This is a genomic window from Sphingobium sp. LB126 (assembly GCF_002795205.1).
In the GTDB taxonomy this organism is placed as follows: domain Bacteria; phylum Pseudomonadota; class Alphaproteobacteria; order Sphingomonadales; family Sphingomonadaceae; genus Sphingobium; species Sphingobium chungbukense.
In genome coordinates, this window is sequence record NZ_NETV01000001.1 from 320,733 (window position 1) to 339,078 (window position 18,346).

General features: G+C 61.4%; 19 protein-coding genes, 1 tRNA gene and 1 pseudogene. 10 read left to right on the plus strand and 11 right to left on the minus strand.

What is annotated here, in order from left to right:
• Positions 1-73: 73 nt before the first annotated feature.
• The 3 genes from CAF53_RS01470 to CAF53_RS01480 form a co-directional block, all read right to left on the minus strand.
• Positions 74-922 carry a plasmid partitioning protein RepB C-terminal domain-containing protein gene (locus CAF53_RS01470; protein WP_242443353.1) on the minus strand — a complete coding sequence of 283 codons (849 nt, stop codon included), beginning with the start codon at positions 920-922 and terminating at the stop codon, positions 74-76.
• Positions 923-1,001: 79 nt separating this feature from the next.
• Entirely contained in the window at positions 1,002-1,904 is a 903-nt protein-coding gene (locus CAF53_RS01475; RefSeq protein ID WP_100237055.1) for a plasmid partitioning protein RepB C-terminal domain-containing protein, read from the minus strand.
• Positions 1,904-3,472 carry a recombinase family protein gene (locus tag CAF53_RS01480; RefSeq protein ID WP_268877522.1) on the minus strand — a complete coding sequence of 523 codons (1,569 nt, stop codon included), beginning with the start codon at positions 3,470-3,472 and terminating at the stop codon, positions 1,904-1,906. The genes CAF53_RS01475 and CAF53_RS01480 overlap by 1 nt, the downstream gene beginning before the upstream one ends.
• Positions 3,473-3,590: 118 nt before the next feature.
• Between CAF53_RS01480 and CAF53_RS01485 the strand changes: the two genes are divergently transcribed.
• Positions 3,591-4,220: a DeoR family transcriptional regulator gene (locus CAF53_RS01485; protein WP_100237057.1), complete on the plus strand. Its 630-nt coding sequence runs from the start codon at positions 3,591-3,593 to the stop codon at positions 4,218-4,220.
• Positions 4,221-4,453: 233 nt separating this feature from the next.
• Positions 4,454-4,618: pseudogene (locus CAF53_RS01490) on the plus strand (JAB domain-containing protein); the annotation flags it as partial.
• 292 nt (positions 4,619-4,910) lie between these two features.
• On the opposite strand, the gene CAF53_RS01495 reads toward CAF53_RS01490, so the two are convergent.
• Together CAF53_RS01495 and CAF53_RS01500 are read right to left on the minus strand one after the other, a co-directional pair.
• Complete coding sequence (locus tag CAF53_RS01495; RefSeq protein ID WP_100237058.1) at positions 4,911-6,263, minus strand: DEAD/DEAH box helicase; 1,353 nt, start codon at positions 6,261-6,263, stop codon at positions 4,911-4,913.
• Positions 6,264-6,375: 112 nt separating this feature from the next.
• The gene (locus tag CAF53_RS01500; RefSeq protein WP_046763142.1) at positions 6,376-6,810 is read right to left on the minus strand and encodes a hypothetical protein; all 435 of its coding nucleotides are present in this window, start codon (positions 6,808-6,810) and stop codon (positions 6,376-6,378) included.
• A gap of 78 nt (positions 6,811-6,888) precedes the next feature.
• On the opposite strand from CAF53_RS01500, the gene CAF53_RS01505 reads away from it, so the two are divergent.
• The 5 genes from CAF53_RS01505 to CAF53_RS27965 all read left to right on the plus strand — a co-directional run bounded on the left by CAF53_RS01505 (position 6,889) and on the right by CAF53_RS27965 (position 10,407).
• The gene (locus tag CAF53_RS01505) at positions 6,889-8,328 is read left to right on the plus strand and encodes an FAD-binding oxidoreductase (protein WP_100237059.1); all 1,440 of its coding nucleotides are present in this window, start codon (positions 6,889-6,891) and stop codon (positions 8,326-8,328) included.
• Positions 8,329-8,467: 139 nt separating this feature from the next.
• Positions 8,468-9,256, plus strand: coding sequence for a SapC family protein (locus CAF53_RS01510; RefSeq protein ID WP_046763144.1), 789 nt, complete (start codon positions 8,468-8,470; stop codon positions 9,254-9,256).
• Positions 9,257-9,530: 274 nt separating this feature from the next.
• Positions 9,531-9,605, plus strand: a tRNA-Glu gene (locus CAF53_RS01515).
• A 190-nt stretch (positions 9,606-9,795) separates the two neighbouring features.
• Entirely contained in the window at positions 9,796-10,008 is a 213-nt protein-coding gene (locus CAF53_RS27960; protein ID WP_242443354.1) for a hypothetical protein, read from the plus strand.
• A gap of 42 nt (positions 10,009-10,050) precedes the next feature.
• Entirely contained in the window at positions 10,051-10,407 is a 357-nt protein-coding gene (locus tag CAF53_RS27965; protein ID WP_242443355.1) for a hypothetical protein, read from the plus strand.
• A gap of 928 nt (positions 10,408-11,335) precedes the next feature.
• Here CAF53_RS27965 and CAF53_RS01525 read toward each other — a convergent pair.
• The 6 genes from CAF53_RS01525 to CAF53_RS01550 all read right to left on the minus strand — a co-directional run bounded on the left by CAF53_RS01525 (position 11,336) and on the right by CAF53_RS01550 (position 15,494).
• On the minus strand, positions 11,336-11,959 hold the full coding sequence (locus CAF53_RS01525) for a hypothetical protein (protein ID WP_100237060.1): 624 nt from the start codon (positions 11,957-11,959) through the stop codon (positions 11,336-11,338).
• Between the two features lie 81 nt (positions 11,960-12,040).
• Entirely contained in the window at positions 12,041-12,529 is a 489-nt protein-coding gene (locus CAF53_RS01530) for a sigma factor-like helix-turn-helix DNA-binding protein (protein ID WP_157801165.1), read from the minus strand.
• 189 nt (positions 12,530-12,718) lie between these two features.
• The gene (locus CAF53_RS01535; protein ID WP_157801166.1) at positions 12,719-13,033 is read right to left on the minus strand and encodes a MarR family winged helix-turn-helix transcriptional regulator; all 315 of its coding nucleotides are present in this window, start codon (positions 13,031-13,033) and stop codon (positions 12,719-12,721) included.
• 65 nt (positions 13,034-13,098) lie between these two features.
• Positions 13,099-14,025 (minus strand): phytanoyl-CoA dioxygenase family protein, encoded by a 927-nt coding sequence (locus tag CAF53_RS01540; RefSeq protein WP_100237063.1) that lies wholly within the window; start codon positions 14,023-14,025, stop codon positions 13,099-13,101.
• Between the two features lie 10 nt (positions 14,026-14,035).
• Positions 14,036-14,713, minus strand: coding sequence for an acyl-homoserine-lactone synthase (locus tag CAF53_RS01545; protein WP_242443356.1), 678 nt, complete (start codon positions 14,711-14,713; stop codon positions 14,036-14,038).
• A gap of 28 nt (positions 14,714-14,741) precedes the next feature.
• Positions 14,742-15,494: an autoinducer binding domain-containing protein gene (locus CAF53_RS01550; protein WP_100237064.1), complete on the minus strand. Its 753-nt coding sequence runs from the start codon at positions 15,492-15,494 to the stop codon at positions 14,742-14,744.
• Positions 15,495-16,311: 817 nt separating this feature from the next.
• Here CAF53_RS01550 and CAF53_RS01560 point away from each other — a divergent pair.
• From CAF53_RS01560 to CAF53_RS01570, 3 genes are all read left to right on the plus strand, one after another.
• Entirely contained in the window at positions 16,312-16,863 is a 552-nt protein-coding gene (locus CAF53_RS01560) for a hypothetical protein (protein ID WP_100237066.1), read from the plus strand.
• Positions 16,864-16,965: 102 nt separating this feature from the next.
• A complete protein-coding gene (locus CAF53_RS01565) occupies positions 16,966-17,787 on the plus strand; it encodes an IS5 family transposase (protein WP_100237067.1) in 822 nt (273 codons plus the stop codon).
• A 43-nt stretch (positions 17,788-17,830) separates the two neighbouring features.
• On the plus strand, positions 17,831-18,334 hold the full coding sequence (locus tag CAF53_RS01570) for a DUF2214 family protein (RefSeq protein ID WP_100237068.1): 504 nt from the start codon (positions 17,831-17,833) through the stop codon (positions 18,332-18,334).
• Positions 18,335-18,346 lie beyond the last annotated feature (12 nt).

Below are 18,346 nucleotides of genomic sequence, written 5' to 3' on the forward strand. Positions count from 1 at the left end.
ATTGATCCGCCCCACGGTGCGGCTTCTCCCATGGTCCCCGCGCTTATCGGGTCCGGGTCCCCATATACCTGCCTCAGGCGCTCGGCGTTTCCGCGATCGGGCCGAGCGTGTCGATCTCGGCGATCTTCTGAAACTCGCTGAGATAGTCCTGCTGATGAGTCGCTAACCAACGAACCACCCGATTGTTCGCCAACAGCTTGGCGATGTATCCGCGCGCGACGGTCAGATGAAGATTGTCGATACCGTAAGTCTCCTCAACCGACTTCACCTGGGTCTGGAGCGCCGCCAATTCGCGCTCCATCCGGGCGATCTGCTGGCCTGAAGGCGTCGGCTTGCCGCCGCCCTTCCCCTTGCGGGCAGTGGCAAGCTGGTTTTCAGAGGTCGCCGCACGCAACGCGCGCGCAAACATGACGGTGAAATTGTTCTGACCGATCATTAGGTCGGCGGCTTCGATTTGCCTGACCGACGTCATCTGGCGCAGAATGTCGAACACCTTCATCGAACAGGGCGTGTCCTTCAGCATCTCGGCCGCCTCGGGGCTGATCCCTTCCAGCAACCGAAAACGCCGCAGCACCGACTCGACCTGAAGGTTCAAGGCGGCGGCGATGTCCGCCGACGACACACTCCGGTCCATTGCACGCGCGATCATTCGGTGTTCCTGGATCGGCGGTATGCGATTGACGCGCTTGTTGTAAGTATAGGTGTCGTCATCGGTGGCGAGCAGGCATTCGACCTCGACGACGCCGAGTTCCTTCAACGCCTCCAGCCGAAGATGGCCATCGAGGAGAAACCAGGTTCCGGGATTCTTTGTGTCGGCCATCACGACGGGCGCTTCAATCAAGCCGATCGCCCTGATGGAACTCAGAACCTGCGCATAGGAGCGGCTCGCCCTGGCGCCGTCCGGCAGCGTCTTGAGCGGCACGATTCCCGCCACAGGGATCGTCAGGAAGTCTCGGTCAAAAGCGAGATGGATATGGCCGTCCTCCCGGTCTTTCGGTTCATCAGCCATGATCGTCCCCCGATACGCGAGCCTTGAGCGCCCGCGGCATGGTCGCCAGCCCTTCGGCGCGCAGCAGATTGATGAAGCCGTCATTGGCGAGCAGGTCCTTCAGCGCCTCGACCACGAACAACAGACGAACCTGGGTGAAATCCGATTTCTTGACGAGCAGGCGCTGGCGTTCCGCCTCGCGCTGGTAGACCTGCATCAGATCGGCCGCCGTCATCCGCCGGCTACTGGCTTTGCGCCCCAAGCGCCCGGTCGGCAATCCGCCCTTGCGCTGGCTCTGCAACCGCATTTCGAGCAGGCGACGAACAGCGGCCAGCCGCTTGCCCCTGAGCTTGCCGGTCTCGTAGGCGTCGAGGAGCAGATTCTGCGCCTCCTCCGTCTCGGCTTTGGAGATTTCCATCGCCAGGGTGATCGGAATGAGCCCCGTTTCGACCGCGGAGACCAACCGCTCCTCGCCGCGATCGAGGAGCGAGCCGATCATGTTGACCCAGGACGCCCCGACGCCGATCTTTTCTCCGATGGTCGCATCGCTATAGCCGCGCGAGCGAAGGGCCCCGATCTCGCGCATCAGGTCGATGGGACGCGGGGTGCGCCGCGCGATATTTTCAACCAGGCTCATCACGAGGCATTCGCTCTCGCTGGCCTCGATAACCACGGCCGGGATCTCGGTCTGCCCCAGCATCTGGAAGGCCTCCAGCCGGCCTTCCCCGCAAACCAGATCATATCGGGGACCGCCGGCCCCGTCGCGGCGGCTTACCGTGATAGGGCGCTTGAGACCAATGGCCTCAATATTGTTCACGATCTCCCGATGCTGCCGCTTGTTGCGGGCGCGGGGATTGAGGACGGTGATCCGGGAGATGGGGATCATCTGGATCTGGTTGGGACGGACGACTGGCATCAGATTTCCTCCGCGAGAGGAACGGGCTTTGCGATGTCATAAAGAAGATCGAGGCCATCAAAACGGTAGGCGTCGAGCCCCAAGGCATTGTCCTCCGCTAGGCGCAGTTTCTCGGAAAACATGTCGATCCGCGGGAGCAGATAGTAGTCGAGCGGCGCCCGATTGGCGCTGTCCATGCGCACCACGATCGTGATGTCGGGGGCAAGCGAGGTGTCGAAGCGCAACTGCCAGCGCAGAAGTCCGGTCGGCGTCTCGACGCATCGCGCCACCACCACGCAGAGGCTGAACTCGTTGTTGACGATCACACGATCGGTCTGGAGATCCTGCCAGGCATCGCTCCCCGTGACTTGCAACCCGTCGAGCACCTGGCGCACAATTTCGGGATGGAGCTTTCGCAGCTCGCGATTGACCTGAACGTAGCGATAGTCGCGATCCGGCGTAAAACCGATGAGGCGATAGGCGCGCAGCAGACTGCCAAAGCGAGAGCTATAGGCGCTGCTCGATGGGAGGCCGTCGCATTCGTCGATCACGATGCCCGATAGCAGGCCCTTCTGCTGGTAGAGCTTGTGCAGGGATCGCAGCATCTCCTCGTCGCTCAAACGAAACGAGCGCGCGTTGATGATGGTTCTCGCCGCCTCGAACAGCTCGCGCTCGACGACGGCCTGAAACACATCCTGCGCCCTGATCCACATCTCGGGCTCATTGGCGACGCGCTTCTTCTTGAGCTTGAAGGAGCGACGATTCCAGACGTTGTCGCCGACATATTTCTCGTTGATCAGAATCTGATGGACCGTGCCCCGGGTCCAAGGACGCCCAAGATCGGTCGGAACGCCGCGTTGATTGAGATCGTCCGCAATTTCCCGCTCGCTGTATCCTCGATGGACGAAAGCCCGGTAGATGCTGCGAACCAGATCGACCTCTTCGGCAGGGCCAAGCGTCAGGATCACCCGATCTGTCTGAATGCTCTTGTGCTCGCCCCGTTCGAGAAGCCCCTTGATGACGCCATGCTCGTCAATCAACGTCCGGCGCAGGCCGAAGCCGGCGGGCCCGCCCTGGCGGTAGCCCTTCTCGATCAGCCGGCCCTGGCCGGCGAACACCTTGGTTGAAAGCTCGCGGCTGTATTCGCCAGCCATCGCTCGTTTGACGCCCTTGACGATAGTCGAAATCGGGCTGCCGTCATTGTCGAATTGCTCGGCGCAATATTCGACGGCGATGCCGGCGCGCCGACAAATATACTCGTAGTAGGCGCTTTCGTCGGCGTCCTGGAAGCGCCCCCAGCGGCTGACATCATAAACGAGCACCAAAGTGAAATCGGTGCTGCCCGATTGCACGTCCTCGATGAGTTGCCTGAGCGCGTCGCGCCCCTCGATCTTTAGCCCGCTTTTTCCAGCGTCTTCATAGGTTCGCACGATCTCGATTCCACGCGCCTCAGCATATTGCTTGATCGCGTCGGATTGGTTTTCGGTCGAATACTTCTGATGATCCGTCGACATGCGGACGTATTCGGCAGCCCGAAGTGGACGTTCAGGCTGCCCTGACCGGTCATCATCGTAAACTCTCCGGCTCATCACATGACGCCCTCCTGAAATCGGCTGCGGCGGTCCGGGCGACCTACCGCCGCAGCGCATGACGGGCCTGTGCCGCGACTCCGCAATGAAACCAGTCTAACTGCGGAGAAAACGGAAGATGTTGCCGAAAACGGGCAGGAAATTACCCCAATGGACAGGCGTCCTCGGCGGGCGTGAAATCTACGCGCGAACCATCGCGGAACTGCTGCGCAAAGAGCATGGCGACAGCCGCCGCGCGATCAAGCAGCTCATGCGTCAAACGGATGCAAGCGAGAGGACCGTGAAGCATTGGCTCTCAGCGCAGCACGGACCGGATACAGTGTATTTCCTGCGCCTTGTGGTTTCGTCGCCCGTCATCAGGGCCTTCGTTCTCGGCCTGCTCGAAGGCCCGGCGGCGATCCCGTTGACCGGCCCGGTGGATCGCATATCGCTCGCCAGAGCTCGTGAAGCCTATGCGGCCGGCCAAGCCGTTGGCGGACGTTCAGCAACGGGTGCGCGGGAATATGACCCTGAACGCGTCCCTGAACGTGACCCTATAAATGTCCCAGATCGGGCAGAGATCAATGAGCGACAACGCTGGTTTCTGGGCCGAGTCGTCGAGGGTCGATGCGACGCCAGGGAGATCGCGGCTGTTTGGGACGTCAGTCTGAAAACCGCGCGACGGGACATCGCCGCGCTCAAGGCGGCAGGTCTCATTTGCTATGTTGGATCACCAAGGAAAGGCCGGTATCGCAAGACAACTGGATAGCCGGAATGCCAGCTCGTGGATGCCCCGAGGGCTCCGCCGAATCGGTGGGCTTGAATTGTGAGGCGGAAAGGGTGAAGTTCGGTGCCGTGCATGACGTGAACTCGCTGAGCGCGGTGATGATCGCCCGTGACGATCACGATAGCGCACTAAGTGCAGCTCCCAAATCCCGGCACCACCTTTAGGGGTCATTCAAAACAATCATTGAATATCAAAATGATAGCGAACTCCGTGGGATGATCCACAACCACCCCAGCGGATCGCCGGAACCCAGCCGTCAGGATGTAGAGATCACCCGGCAGATCGCGGAAGCGGGCAAACGGCTCAACATTGCGGTGCACGACCACATCATCATCGGGACGCAGGGGCATACGAGCCTGCGTGCGAAAGGACTGCTTTAGAGCGGTTTTCGATCTGATTGAATCAGATCGGCCGCTCTATTCCTTCGTTTTGCCGCGATTTCTTAATCGTCAGATGATGCCATCTGACTGGAAATCGCTCCAGGACCGCCCAGCGCTGGCCCGAACTGGGTGGTTTCCCGCCTCCAGTCCATCATCCGGGCAAAGCTGCGACCTCAGGCGGGCGAGCACAACCCGGCCTCACGCGATTCCACCTTTCACCAGGATGCCGGTCGTTGTTGAAGGCAACTCATGGCCGATATGCGGACCTCATCTGGGTCCGCCGGAAACGACGTCAGGCGCCGAACCCCACCGAAAGAAATTCCGGCACCGGCCCGTTCCAGCCCTCGTCCGGGCCGTCGTCCACCGGCACGGGCCGACGCGGACGGGAAGCACCATTTGCCTCGGGTCGGGCAGCGCGCGGCTCTTCGCGACGGCGATCGTCGCGACGCTTGTCGACCTTGCGATCATCCTTGCCGTCCCTGTCGGAACGGCGCGGTTCCTGCTTCACCTTTTCGGCGGGGGCAGCGGCAGCCGGCGCATCGATCGTCTCGATCTTCTGCTTGATCAGCTTCTGGATATTGTCGATCGCCTCGGCATCGTCCGCCGTCACGAAGGTATAGGCGACGCCCTTGGCCCCCGCGCGGCCGGTGCGGCCGATGCGGTGGACATAGTCGTCCGGATGCCAGGGCGCGTCGAAGTTGAACACATGGCTGACGCCCTTGATGTCCAGCCCGCGCGCCGCGACGTCCGAAGCCACCAGGATGTTCACCGACCCGGTCCGGAAACGTTCCAGTTCCGCGATCCGCGCCGACTGGTCGATGTCGCCGTGAATCTCCCCCGACTTGAAACCATGGCGCTGAAGGCTCTTGTTGAGGTCCCGCACCGTGGTCTTGCGGTTGCAGAAGATCACGGCGCTCTGCACCTCCTCCGCCTCCAGCATCGCGCGCAAGGCTTCGCGCTTCTTGCGCGAATCGACCTTGACCAGCCGCTGGGTGATGTTGGTGGAGGCCGTCGCGGGCCGCGCCACCTCGATCGACTTGGGGCTGGACAGGAAGCGATCCGCCAGCTTCTTGATGACCGGCGGCATGGTGGCCGAAAACAGCAAGGTCTGTCGCTGGGCGGGCAGCTTGGTGCAGATTTCCTCGATATCCGGGATGAAACCCATGTCGAGCATGCGGTCGGCTTCATCGATCACCAGCATGCTACAGCCGTTCAGCAGGATCTTGCCCCGCTGGAACAGGTCCATCAGCCGGCCCGGAGTGGCGATCAGCACGTCGACGCCCTTTTCCAGCGCCTTCAACTGGTCGCCCATCTGCACGCCGCCGATCAGCAGCGCCATGTTGAGCTTGTGATATTTGCCGTATTTCTCGAAATTCTCCGCCACCTGCGCCGCAAGTTCGCGCGTCGGCTCCAGGATCAGCGAACGCGGCATCAGCGCGCGGGCACGGCCGTGGGCGAGGATGTCGATCATCGGCAGCACGAAACTGGCCGTCTTGCCAGTACCCGTCTGGGCGATGCCGATAATGTCCTTCATCATCAGCACGGGCGGGATCGCCTGGGCCTGGATCGGCGTGGGCGTGTCATATCCGGCCTCGCTTACGGCCTTCAATAATTCGTCGGAAAGGCCGAGATCGGCAAAAGTCATTCAGATGTCCGGGACAGGAGGCTCTCCACCCGCGCGGAAATGCGCAGAGGAAATCGCGCGCGCCTTGCGGAAATATCGGCCTCTTGTCAAGAAAATCGCGAAAAAGATGCCCTTATTCGTCGGGTTCGGCCTGTTCCAGCCGCCGGAAACTGTCGATCGCGCAACTGGCGCCGCTTCGCGCCTGCAATTCGTCCCGCCCCGAACAAAGCGATCCGTCGTCATCCGGCTCGACATAGAAGCCCGAATAGAAGCCCATGCTGTTGCAGCCTCGCGCCAGCCGGGCGCGATAGCGGTGATTGTCCGCCAACAACAGGTCTATGGCATTGTCCATGATGATGCTGGCCGACCGAATCGAGCGCAGCGCGATGCAACGCGGCCCCTTCTTCTCCTTCCATTCACTCCGCGCCTCCGGGGCCGGGGGCGCCGGCGCGCGGCCCTTTTTCGCCATCGGCACGCGAATGATGATGCGCTGCTCGATCGTCAGCTGCGCCCATTGCACGGGCTCGGCGGCTGGCGCATTCATCAGCAGCAGGACGGAATAAAGCAAATCGAACCCCTTTTGGGACGAAGACGCTATGGAGCCAAGGTTGAACCGTCGATGAATTCCAAGGCATAGGACAGTCCCATGATAGGACAAGATATTATCGCCCGGTTCACCGTCCTGCTGGGCGAAAAGCGCGTCATGACGGATGCGGACGCCATTCTGCCCTGGGTGAACGACTGGCGCGGCCGCTACCATGGCGCGGCCGCCGCCATCCTTCAGCCGGATTCGACGGATCAGGTCGCCGCCGCCGTGGGACTGGCCGCGGAACTGGGCGTACCTCTGGTGCCGCAGGGGGGCAACACCTCCATGGTGGGCGGCGCCACGCCGCCTGCGGACGGCTCCGCGTTGATCCTGTCGCTTCGCCGGATGAACCGCATCCGCAGCCTGGCACCCGACGACAATCTGGCGGTCTGTGAGGCCGGGGTGATCCTTTCGAACCTCCACGATGCCGCCGCCGCCGCCGATCGGCGCTTCCCCTTGAGCCTGGGCGCCAAGGGGTCAGCCACCATAGGCGGCCTCATCTCCACCAATGCCGGCGGCACGCAGGTCCTGCGCCACGGCACGATGCGCGCGCTGGTCGAAGGGGTCGAGGCGGTGCTGCCCGACGGCAGCATCTTCCATGGCCTGGACGCGTTGAAGAAGGATAATCGCGGCTATGACATCAAGCAATTGCTGATCGGCGCGGAAGGCACGCTGGGGGTCATCACCGCGGCGTCGCTGCGGCTGGTGCCCGCCATCGCCGCGCGCGCGGTCGGATGGGTCGGCGTCCCCTCCCCGGCCGACGCGCTTTCCCTGCTCCGCCTCTGCGAGGAGCGGCTGGGCGACAGCGTCGAAGGATTCGAGGTGATCGCCGACGATGGCCTTGGCCATGTCCTATCCCATATTCCCGACACGCGTTGCCCCATCGCCACGCGCACTCCCTGGCATGTTTTGATCGAGATCGACCATGGCGACCTGGGCGAACCGGGCCCCGGCGAACGGTTGGAAGGCGCCCTGGCCGAGGCGCTGGAACGGGGGCTGGCGGTCGACGCCGCCATCTCCGCCAACGAGGCGCAGGCCGAAGCCTTCTGGCGAATCCGCGAATCCCTCTCCGAAGCGGAACGCGCGCAGGGACCGGCACTCCAATATGATATCAGCGTTCCCGTCGCGCGCATGCCCGCCTTCATGACGGATGCGGCAAGGCAGGCGGAACGACGCTTCCCCGGCACCACGGCGTCCTCCTTCGGCCATCTGGGGGACGGCAATGTCCATTTCCACGTCCGCGCACCCCAGGGCACGACGGACGGCCCGTCCTGGATCGCGGCGCAGGGACAGGGCATCAACCGCTTCGTCCACGATGCCGTGGTCGCGGCAGGCGGGTCCATCTCGGCCGAACATGGCATCGGCCAGATGAAACGCGCGGAACTCGGCCGCCTCGCCGGCCCCGCCCGGCTGCATGCCCTGCGCGCGATCAAGGACGCCTTCGATCCCCAGGGCATCATGAACCCGGACAAGCTGGTCCCCCGCCCGGAAGAAGGCTGAAAAGCAGCACGCCTCAAGGCCGGCGAGCCACAAAGCGATTGCCTCGCGCGCCCAAGCCCTTTATCCCCCTCGGCCCAGTATCAGGCCAGCGGCGCTCAGGAAGATGCGCCGCTTTTTGTTAGAAATGGACTAGCACATCATGGCAAGCGCGCCCGCGAACGGCCTTCCCGTCTTCTACAACGACCTTATTCCGCTCAGCAGCGTCGATCACGCCGCCTATCGCAGCCGTTCCGTGGATTCGGCACCCTTCCTCACCACGCAGCACGCCATTCCCCTGACGGTCGACGAATTCGTAGCGGCACAGCGTTTCGTGCCGATCATCTTCTCGGCCGGTGACGAGCCGGTTCCGCTGGCGCTGATGGGCCTCAACGAAGGCGTCAACACCTTCCTCGACGATGAAGGCAAGCTGCGCGGTCCGGCCTATGTCCCGGCCTATGTCCGCCGCTATCCCTGGATGCTGGCGAAGCTGCGGCCCGACAGCGACGAACTGTCGCTCTGCTTCGATCCCACCAGCGACGCCATCGGCGTGTTCGAGGACGGCCAGCCCCTGTTCGAGGACGGCAAGCCCAGCGAACTGACCCAGGGCGTCCTCAAATTCTGCGAGGATTTCGAACAGGCCGCCGCCCGCACCGGCCAGTTCATGAAGGATCTGAAGGATCTGGACCTGCTGATGGACGGCGAAGTCGCGATCCAGGTGCCCGGCAACGACCAGCCCTTCGTCTATCGCGGCTTCCGCATGGTGAACGAGGAAAAACTGCGCGACATGCGCGGCGATCAACTGCGCAAGATCAGCCAGAACGGCATGCTGCCGCTGATCTATGCCCATCTCTTCTCGCTCCAACTGATGCGCGAAGTGTTCGAGGCGCAAGTGTCGCAGGGCAAGGGCCCGATCGCTGTTCCCGCGACTCCCGAACCGGCGGGCGCCTGATTCAAATTAATCACCAATGACAGATATTTAAGGAAAAAGGTTGCGAGGAGCCACTTGAAACTCCTCGCGGCCTCCTCTATTTACTGAACATACGGCGCACCTGCCCCCCTTTCGGGTGTGTCGTATGGGCGCCTCCCCCTTAGGAGGCGTCTCCTCCCTGAACCTTGGCCACCCCATGCGAATGCATGGGGTGGTTTTTTATAGGTCGGTTTCGCTTGACGCGCTCCCGTCCTCCCCGTAGAGGCGTCCCCCTGCCTCGCTCGAAGCGATGCAAGGCCCCTTCGTCTAGCGGTCAGGACGCGGCCCTCTCACGGCTGAAACACGGGTTCGATTCCCGTAGGGGTCACCAAATCTGCTGGAGCGGCAGATTTTGCGCTTTCTGCCCGACCTCCGAAGAGCGCGGCGGCTGACAAATCTGCTAACATATCAAATGGTTGATTGAATTTTGCGTCGAGGCCGCCGTTCGCCCAAGTGCAGTTCGAGAGCAGCAAATTGAGCGCCAGCCGCTTGTGTTTCGGTGGTGTTGAAGCGAAACCTTCGTGCGCATTGGTGGCAAGTTCGATGAGCGCGACACCGTCATCAATATACGCATCGTCGACCGCGTTGAGGTGCTCCAAGTTCCGGATGACACGAGCTCGCTGGTCGCGCCACGGCACCACGATCCGGTCGTGATACGCCGCCGAGATACGTCTCTCAATCTTGTCGAGATAGATGAGGTCGAGACGCTCTTGCAACTGTGCGGCTTCGGCTAGAAGGCGTGTCCTCGCCTCTTCGTGCTCGCGGCGCTCGTCGGCATGACTCTCCTTGAGCGCAGTCCGGACGAGGTCGAACACCGTTTCATCGAGGCGAATCCGTCGGAGCAATTGCTCGAAGTGCTCGTCCATCACTTCTTGTCGCACATAAGGCTCAGGGCATTTGCCCTTATATCCGGTGCAGTGGTAATAGATGTACTTCTTCTTTTTGACCTCGGCGACGATCGCGCAGCCACAATGGCCGCACTTCATGAGGCCCGTATAGGTGAAGTCCTTCGGGTTCACCCGTATGTTTGCTCCCTCGCGGCCATCAATTACCGCCTGGACGGCTTCCCAAAGTTCGTGCGTGATGATCGGTTCGTGCCGGCCTTGATAGATCTTCCCGTTCCAATCGTATGATCCCCCATAAAGCCGGTTTCGTAGTACATAGATGAGTGTGCTTGTCCTGATCGGTTTGCCGCTTCGACGGTACATAAGACCGAGATCGCGTCCTATTTCCGCGAGCTTGTTCATGGAGAAATTGCCCGTCGAGGCATATTCGAACAGGCGCTTCACACGAGGAGCAACCTCGGGATCGATGACGATCACCTTCCTGCCGGAATCGTCTCGCGCGTTGCGATAGCCGAGCGGCGCCAAGGTCGGCCAATAGCCTTGGGCGGCCTTCTCGGTCATGCCCTTGCGAGCTTCCTCAGACAAATTGTCGATGTAGTTCTTGGCCATCAATACCTTGATGGCATGCACGAACTTCTCAGAGGATCGCGACTCGCGCGAAATAATCTCACCCTCTTTCGCGAGATGGATCACCACGTCGAGTTCGTCGAGCGTGACGTAGTCCTTGAAATTGCGGTATAACCGATCGGTCTTCTCGACGAGGATGGAACGGACAGACGTGTGCCGTCGGAGGAACGCGACCATATTCTGAAATTCGGTTCGCCCTGCCTTCTTGGCTGACTCGACGTCCAAATACTCGCCGACAATCTGGATGTCGTTGATCGCAGCGTATTCGCGGAGAAATTTCAATTGGGCCGGAAGCGAAAATCCCTCGCGTTCCTGGTCGGTGGATGAGACGCGGAAATAGAGGACGGCCTTGTTATCGGCCGCGGCAGTGCCGCTCCTCGTTGACCTGCGTCCCGTCGTTTTGGCTCGGGGTCGTGCCATTTGTAATCTCCGATGTTGGTGCATCTGATGTGATATATTCCCACCGACAGCCGCGCGCGAAGCCGAAGCGCTTGCTTCAGGTGGCAAAGTTGTTCACGGTTTATTCTCAATATTGGCGACTTGGGTCAAGGCCAATATCGGGGTTTCACCTTTTCGGCCGGGGCCGGTGCTAGGGGTCTTCACCCTCGCTCGATCGGTCTTGGGCAGCTCGTTTCAGACGCCGATGCCGAACGATGGCTAGTCCATAGAAGTCAGTCAAATTTCCAAGGAGCAACCGCGCTTCGGCCTCGGAAACCTCGCGCTTGAGCCGGTCACGAAAGACGCCCTGCGCGCTCTCTATCAACTGATTAGAGAACTGATCTCGGCGCGCGACGTGCGGCGCCTCCTCATCGTAAATCCCGGTTACGCCTCCCTTGCCCGTTTGGGGTTTTGGAGGTGTCGGTGAGAGACTGTGCATCGGCGTCGACATTTGCTCTGCGCAAGCGGTGAACGCGCCGATGGCGTTCTCCTCTCCCGATTTCCTGTCCTCGGGTGGTCGACCGTGAGGAAGCGAGGCAACAGCCGGCAATGTCTCCGGCTCGGCCATGTCCGGCGGTTCATCCGGCATACCTTCGATCCAGGACTGTGATTCGTCGGCGGGAACACCGGCGTTCGTGCGGCGGCGGCGCCTCATCGCCGTGCAAGCTCGATGTTCGAGCCTTCGAGGAGCCGTCGCAACCTCGCTGCGTCTAATTTGGAAGTTGAGGATGCAATCATGATCCACCGTCCTGTCGACGATGCCCAGAAGGACCATGAAGCTCGGGTATTATACTGCTTGCCACGGTCTTGGGAAACCCTTGTTATTAGGCTGGCGACGCTGGAACTGATAAACGGGCTACCGTGGCTGATCGAGCGAGGTCGCGATCGCCCGGACTGCCTCGCAAAGCGTTCTGCGGGCGCGGCGTTGCGATATTCCAAGGCGCGCCGCGATCTCGCTCACCTCCAGCCCGTAGCGAAGCCTCAGCAGGAGGACATTCCGCGCGAAGGGCTCTAGCCGGGCGAACGCAATCTCGGCCGCCGGCTCAGCCAACGAAAGCGCAGCAACGGTCTCGCTCGGAACAAGGAACCAGGCCCTCACCTGGACTCCCGACGAACACGGCCGCGTCTCGCTCTCGTCCGGGTCGATGGTGATGCCCGGCAGCGCCGCCGAAGCACTTCGGGCATAGGCGATGATTGCGCTCCCGAATCTCGGAGCAAGTCGGGCCGCGTCGAGCCATGACTCGATTCGGTGTATCAACCGGCGATTGGTTATGCGGCCCAGGCTGGGAAAGGACAGGCGGCGGCGACAAGCTTCAAGGAGGACAATATCGGGGATCTCGGTCATGATGGAGCTCACATTTCTCTGGCGACGCGAGCTGGCCGCCGATCCACTCGACAACCACTGCGACGCTACTCCCATCCCCCTCCCCTCCGGTGAGAGCCTTCATACTGACAATGCGCGGTTCGGATCGCTTCCGCCTGCACTGGTTTTTCGGAGAAATGCTGCCGAAATCGCGGCAGACTTGCATCCGCGTCAGACTGGCTGATGTGGACACCTATCGTACACGCGATCCGTCATCCGATCGAGGATGCCGTCCATCAGTTCCCCGCCCCTGTCGGTCATCGCAACGTTGATGCGCCGACGATCGCGCCCTATTTTCGACCGCACCACAAGGCCGCATCGCTCCATGAAGAGAACCTTGCGGTGGGCCGTAGAAAGCGGACAGTGCGACGCGATACACAAGGGCCAAAGATAGACTTCGCGAAGCTCGAAGCGAGCGAGGTAGAGGTCGAGCAGCATATCCCAGATCGGATTGGCGCATACTGAAAACCCCAGTGCCTCGCCCATGACACCACGCATCGATACGAGGAGCCGGCACATTTGGATGCGCCGGCAGAGGGGCCCGTCGTACATCACGTGAGGCCTCCGGTCACAAGCAGCCCCTCGCCGGACCGCGAACCGACGATGTCTGGCGTCAGTTCGCCTCGGCGATAGGCGGCAATCAGGGCCTCCTGCTGTGGAAGCAGGGCATCGACGGCGCCACGGCCACCAGCAATCTCGGGTTCCAGGAGATAGGAGGGGCAGCGCCCCTCATGGGTTCCAAGATTGGGTCGATGAGCTTTATAGCCCGCAAGCGCGGCGACTGCGGGTGCGAAATGGCGCGCCACTTCCGGCGGATAGGCGAGCCAGGGAAGTTCATACGGCTTGAGCCACCCCAGGCTGTAGCTGATGATCATGCCGCGGCGCGTGGCGGCCGTCCTGTTCGCACCGCCACCATGGAGCGTCGAGCCGAGGAAGATGAGCACGTCGCCCGGATCCATCTCGGCGGCGATCGCGTCTTCCTCCGGCAACAGGATATCTTCCTGGCGATGATTGCTTCCCGGCCAGAGAAGCGTGGCCCCATTTTCGGCGCGATAGGGCGTGAACGGCCACATGACGTTGATCAGATATTCTGTGTCGGGCACGTGAAGAGGCCACATATCCTGGTCGCGATGCGGGGGCTGCGCATCGCCGCCCGGCACGATCTCGATCGCCTGGGTGAGGTTGAGCTGCACATGATCGCAATGCGGCCCGAGGATAGTCTTGACGATTTCCAGGATGAGATCGTGGCCGACGAACGCTTCGACGCGGGGCGACCGCGCCAGCAGACCATGAAATCGTCGCGTGTTGGCTCCGTAGAAGGCACCGACCGAGAGCGGAGTACGCTCGAAATCCGGCGCGAGGTCATGGGCGGTTCCTTGGACCAGTTCCTTCGCTACCAGGTCGCGAATGATGCAGTAGCCTTGCTCCTGCAGTTCGGAGATCCAACGGGCTGCGTTCCTGTGGGAGGGCATGTTCATCTTTCCCTCCTCAGGCGTGCGCGACGAGCGCGTCGTCGAAAGCGACGAGGCGGCACGGAATATAGGTTCCCGCCTGCTCGAGCAGGGTCGGGGTCGCTGGCGTGATCTCGATCTGCAGCGCGCCGGTCATGGTGCGATCGATCAGGCGCGGCAGGCCGAGAGGCCGGCAGTCCCATCCCAGCGCGAGCACCTGGCTCCACCAGCCGGAGTCCGCGATGCAGGTGTATGCGGTGATGCCGCGATAGAGCGCGTATTCGACCACGGCCGTGGTCAGGGCATTTCGGGTCTGCTTGCGTGCCATCGGTGTCAACCGGGGAGACAGGCAAGCCCGTGTGAGCTCCCAGATTCCAGGCCCGGTCGGCACTTCCTCATCGCAAAGCTCGGGGAAGAGGTCGCCGAGGATATGAGGGGCGGTGCTCGGAAGAAGCCGGATTGATCCGTTATGGGCACCATATTCGTCCGAAGCGATGCAATATACCGTTCGCGGCCCGTCGAATTGGTCGATCTCGAACTCGCCATTGACGACTGGGACATTCCATTTGCGAAAATCGACGAAGACCCGCTTGCGATCTCGGTGCATAGCGTCAAGTAAGGGGTTGGTACCGGGTTTCTCGGCGCCCTCGATAATTCTGATCATGACTGTGACTCCCGTGTGGACCGGGAGCATCATCATGCGTGGAATATGCATTCACATATCCACTAGGCAGAGGATTGACTTATCGGCGGAAGATGTCTGCGAATGTGATGACGCCATCGAAGACGGCGCGAATCACCATCAATGTTCGTTGGGCGTTGCCATAGGCGAGGCGGCCGGCTTCGACATGATCGTGTGCGGTCGAGCGTGAAATGCCCATGAGTTGGGCGATTTCGGCATCGGTCTTGCCGCGACCGACCAGGATCAGCATTTCGCGTTGCTTGGTTGTGAAGTCCGGCACGGGATCGACTTTCCTTCCATCACGAAGCCGCATCAGGCGGCGGGCACCTTCAAAGGCAAACTGGGCAGCCGCCGGGCTCAGCGCCAATCCGAGTGGATGCACCGTCGAATAGTCGTCGGTGGCGAATGAGCAGCTCCCCTCATACTCGCCGGCAAGCCGGACCGGGATGGTCACGCCCGCGATCAGGCCGAAGCGGCTGGCGCGATCGAGGATCATGTGGTGCAGGTCGGTCATTTTGATGTGATCGGACAGCTCGTTCCACAGGAACGATCGCACCAGTTTGGTATTGACCGCGTGGACCGGATCGTCGGCGAAAAAGCGCCGCTCCAGGGTCTCGCTGATCCAGCCCGGGTCATAGTTCGTCAGCCGGATCGCGTTGCCGGGCGGCCGGACCAGATCGACATGATGGCCGAGCGCGAACTGCCTGAAGCCGAGCACATCGGTCACTTCGCACATCGCCTCGGTCAGCGCGTCCATATCCGGTGCGGCGCGCATCCGGGCGATGAATCTGTCGAAATCCTTGACGCGGTCCATGCAAACACCTCCCCTGGCCGCTGAACGGCAGAGCCCTGGTTTGACGCCTTTCCGGGAAAGGCCAGATCATCATGTGAATGCGACGCTTGTCGACAAATATCGGATCGCATTAATAACTTAGCGGGCCAGGTCTTGGATATTCCTGGCACAAACTGTGGTCCTGGGAGCGGTTAGCTACCGCTGCGCCAAGGCTCGACCTGGACACGCTCCATTCCGGATCGAATTCTGGCTGCCAAAGGCAGAACTTCCGACGAACTCGCGTCCGTAACTTGTGGCGCTCCCCCCTTTGCCGCCCCCGCGATCTTCAAGAGCCGGGCGGATCGCTTGTCCAGTCGTTTCGTAAGCGTTACCTCCGATATGGAAAGGAAATCCTAAAGTCATGTCTGCCTCAGCCGAAGACAAGCCGATGAATGTCTGGGGCAACCGTGACTATTTCGCGGAGATGTATGTTGCCGGCGTGATGGCGGACAAAGGTTGGAACGTCTATTTTCCGCGCCGCGATCAGGGATTCGACTTCATCGCGAGTTGCCGACGGAGAAAGGCACGATCGTTCGCCCGGTGCAGGTCAAAGGCAAATATCCAACCGAGGGCAAGACCGGCAAGGCACGCTATGGCTATGTCGGAAAACCGTTGTGCCAACGGATCGGCCTCGATCGCCGAGAGCCCCTTCCCCGAACTTATGCGGGCGCCCCGCGCGGTCGCACTCATACGCTCTTTGCAAGGACAATATTATTATATAAGTATGGCTTTAAGGCATACATAAAACATGCTGGGAGAGCTGGCGCCGGCAGGTGCCTCCAGAATCTGGGAGCCGGAAATGTCGTCCTTGGGCGATCTCTTGTTCGCGCTGAGCGAATGGTTGCGCTCGACCGCGTTGGTCGAAGGCGCATTATGGCTGGCGGACACGCCGATCAGCGTGTTCGTTCGCGATCATTTCTATGTCATCCCGGTTCTGCAGACGATCCACATCCTCTCGATCGCGGTGGCGTTCGGCTCGGCGATGATGGTCAATGGACATATATTGGGGATCGGCCGGATCTATCCAACGCTTGATGATGCGGTGCGGCGGTTCACGCCCTGGATGTGGATCGCGTTGGCGCTGCTGATCGTGAGCGGCCTTGGGCTGGTGATCAGCGACCCGCCGCGCGAACTGTTGAACGCGGTCTTCTGGATGAAGATAATCCTGGTCGTGGGGATCGTATTGCTGAGTGTCGGTTTCCAGCAGGCGGCGGGGGTTGCTCGGCGGCAGAAGTCGGGCTCGGCGCGGTCGGACGGTGGAGCCGGGCTGCGCGCGGGCGCCATCGGCATCAGCCTTTTGTGGTGCGCGACGATGATCGCCGGGCGCTGGATCTATTACGCGCCGGTATAAGAGCCTGATCCGAAACTAAGTTGAGTGGTATCAGCGGGTTAGCTTGACGCCAGCCCAAGTCGTTGATTCAGGTGGTTTTGCGAAGACTACCGGAGATCAACGATGTGGACCGACACCACTCGGGCGCAGTATGCCCGCGCGGACTTGGCTTTGCCAAGTGATTTGACCGACGCCGAATGGGCGCTGCTTGAGCCGTTTTTTCCGCCGCCGTCGCATGTGGGCCGTCCGCGCAAGTGGCCGCTCAGGCGGATTGTCGAGGCGATCCTGTATCTGTTGCGCGGCGGTCTGCCGTGGCGGATGCTGCCACCGTGCTTTCCGCCGGTCTCGACAGTGCGGCGCTGGTTCTACCTGTGGCGGGACAACCGGCTCTGGTTATCGCTCAATCATGCCCTATTGCTGATCGGGCGCGAGGCGACCGGGCGCGATGCCTCGCCCAGTGCCGGGGTCATCGACAGCCAGAGCGTCAAGACCACCGAATCCGGCGGTCCTCGCGGCTATGATGCGGGCAAAAAGATCAAGGGTCGCAAGCGCCACATTTTGACTGACACCGAGGGCAATCTGGTCCACGCCGTGATCCACACCGCTGACATCCAGGACCGAGACGGTGCACCGCTGGTGCTGGCCGAGATCATCAAGCGCTTCCCGTGGCTGCGCTATGTGTTTGCCGATGGCGGCTATGCTGGCGACAAACTCCGACAGGCGCTGCGCCGGATCGGCAAATGGACCCTCGAGATCGTCAAACGGTCCGATACCGCCAAGGGTTTCGTGGTCCTTCCACGCCGTTGGGTCGTAGAGCGGACGCTGGCATGGCTGAATCGAAACCGCCGACTGGCCAAGGACTTCGAGCAAACCATCGCGTCAGCAACCGCATGGCTGTTCATCGCCTCGATCCAGCTCTTTGCCCGCCGCATCGCAAGGCTATGAATTCGCAAAGGATAATTTTGAATCAGACTCTAAGGGAATATCGATGAATCTCGCATCCTTGTGGCATGCGCTCGAGGCGTCGAGCATTGGCAGCTATGTGGCTTCGTCGGATTGGGTCTTCCCCACGCTTGAGACCGCGCATGTGATCTCGATCGTGGCGGTGGTCGGCTATATCGTGGTGATGGACCTGCGGCTGCTCGGGATCGCCTCGACCACGATCCCGGTCACGCGGCTCGCGCGTGCGACCCTGCCCTATGCGGTAGCGGCGTTCGTGATCGCGACGTTGAGCGGCGTGCTGCTGTTCGTGAGCAAGGCCGCCATCTACATGGTCAATCCCTATTTCCTGGCAAAGCTGGTGCTGCTCGCGCTTGCCGGCGCCAATGTCGCGGTGTTCCATATCTTTACCTGGCGGACCATCGCGGCCTGGGACGGTGACATCGCCCTTCCCTCGCCGGCCCGCGCGGCAGGTCTGTTGTCGCTGACCTTCTGGATCGTGATCGTGTTTTGCAGCCGGATGATTGGATATACGCTCGGGCTATACGAATGAGGCGATAGGCCG

Bases quoted from the DNA above. Each gene is read 5' to 3' on its own strand.
- CAF53_RS01475 (WP_100237055.1), bottom strand. From the start codon at position 1,904: ATGCCAGTCGTCCGTCCCAACCAGATCCAGATGATCCCCATCTCCCGG.
- CAF53_RS01480 (WP_268877522.1), bottom strand. From the start codon at position 3,472: ATGAGCCGGAGAGTTTACGATGATGACCGGTCAGGGCAGCCTGAACGT.
- CAF53_RS01485 (WP_100237057.1), top strand. From the start codon at position 3,591: ATGTTGCCGAAAACGGGCAGGAAATTACCCCAATGGACAGGCGTCCTC.
- CAF53_RS01495 (WP_100237058.1), bottom strand. From the start codon at position 6,263: ATGACTTTTGCCGATCTCGGCCTTTCCGACGAATTATTGAAGGCCGTA.
- CAF53_RS01505 (WP_100237059.1), top strand. From the start codon at position 6,889: ATGATAGGACAAGATATTATCGCCCGGTTCACCGTCCTGCTGGGCGAA.
- CAF53_RS01510 (WP_046763144.1), top strand. From the start codon at position 8,468: ATGGCAAGCGCGCCCGCGAACGGCCTTCCCGTCTTCTACAACGACCTT.
- CAF53_RS27965 (WP_242443355.1), top strand. From the start codon at position 10,051: ATGACTCTCCTTGAGCGCAGTCCGGACGAGGTCGAACACCGTTTCATC.
- CAF53_RS01525 (WP_100237060.1), bottom strand. From the start codon at position 11,959: ATGGTCCTTCTGGGCATCGTCGACAGGACGGTGGATCATGATTGCATC.
- CAF53_RS01530 (WP_157801165.1), bottom strand. From the start codon at position 12,529: ATGACCGAGATCCCCGATATTGTCCTCCTTGAAGCTTGTCGCCGCCGC.
- CAF53_RS01535 (WP_157801166.1), bottom strand. From the start codon at position 13,033: ATGGGCGAGGCACTGGGGTTTTCAGTATGCGCCAATCCGATCTGGGAT.
- CAF53_RS01540 (WP_100237063.1), bottom strand. From the start codon at position 14,025: ATGAACATGCCCTCCCACAGGAACGCAGCCCGTTGGATCTCCGAACTG.
- CAF53_RS01545 (WP_242443356.1), bottom strand. From the start codon at position 14,713: ATGCATATTCCACGCATGATGATGCTCCCGGTCCACACGGGAGTCACA.
- CAF53_RS01550 (WP_100237064.1), bottom strand. From the start codon at position 15,494: ATGGACCGCGTCAAGGATTTCGACAGATTCATCGCCCGGATGCGCGCC.
- CAF53_RS01560 (WP_100237066.1), top strand. From the start codon at position 16,312: ATGTCGTCCTTGGGCGATCTCTTGTTCGCGCTGAGCGAATGGTTGCGC.
- CAF53_RS01565 (WP_100237067.1), top strand. From the start codon at position 16,966: ATGTGGACCGACACCACTCGGGCGCAGTATGCCCGCGCGGACTTGGCT.
- CAF53_RS01570 (WP_100237068.1), top strand. From the start codon at position 17,831: ATGAATCTCGCATCCTTGTGGCATGCGCTCGAGGCGTCGAGCATTGGC.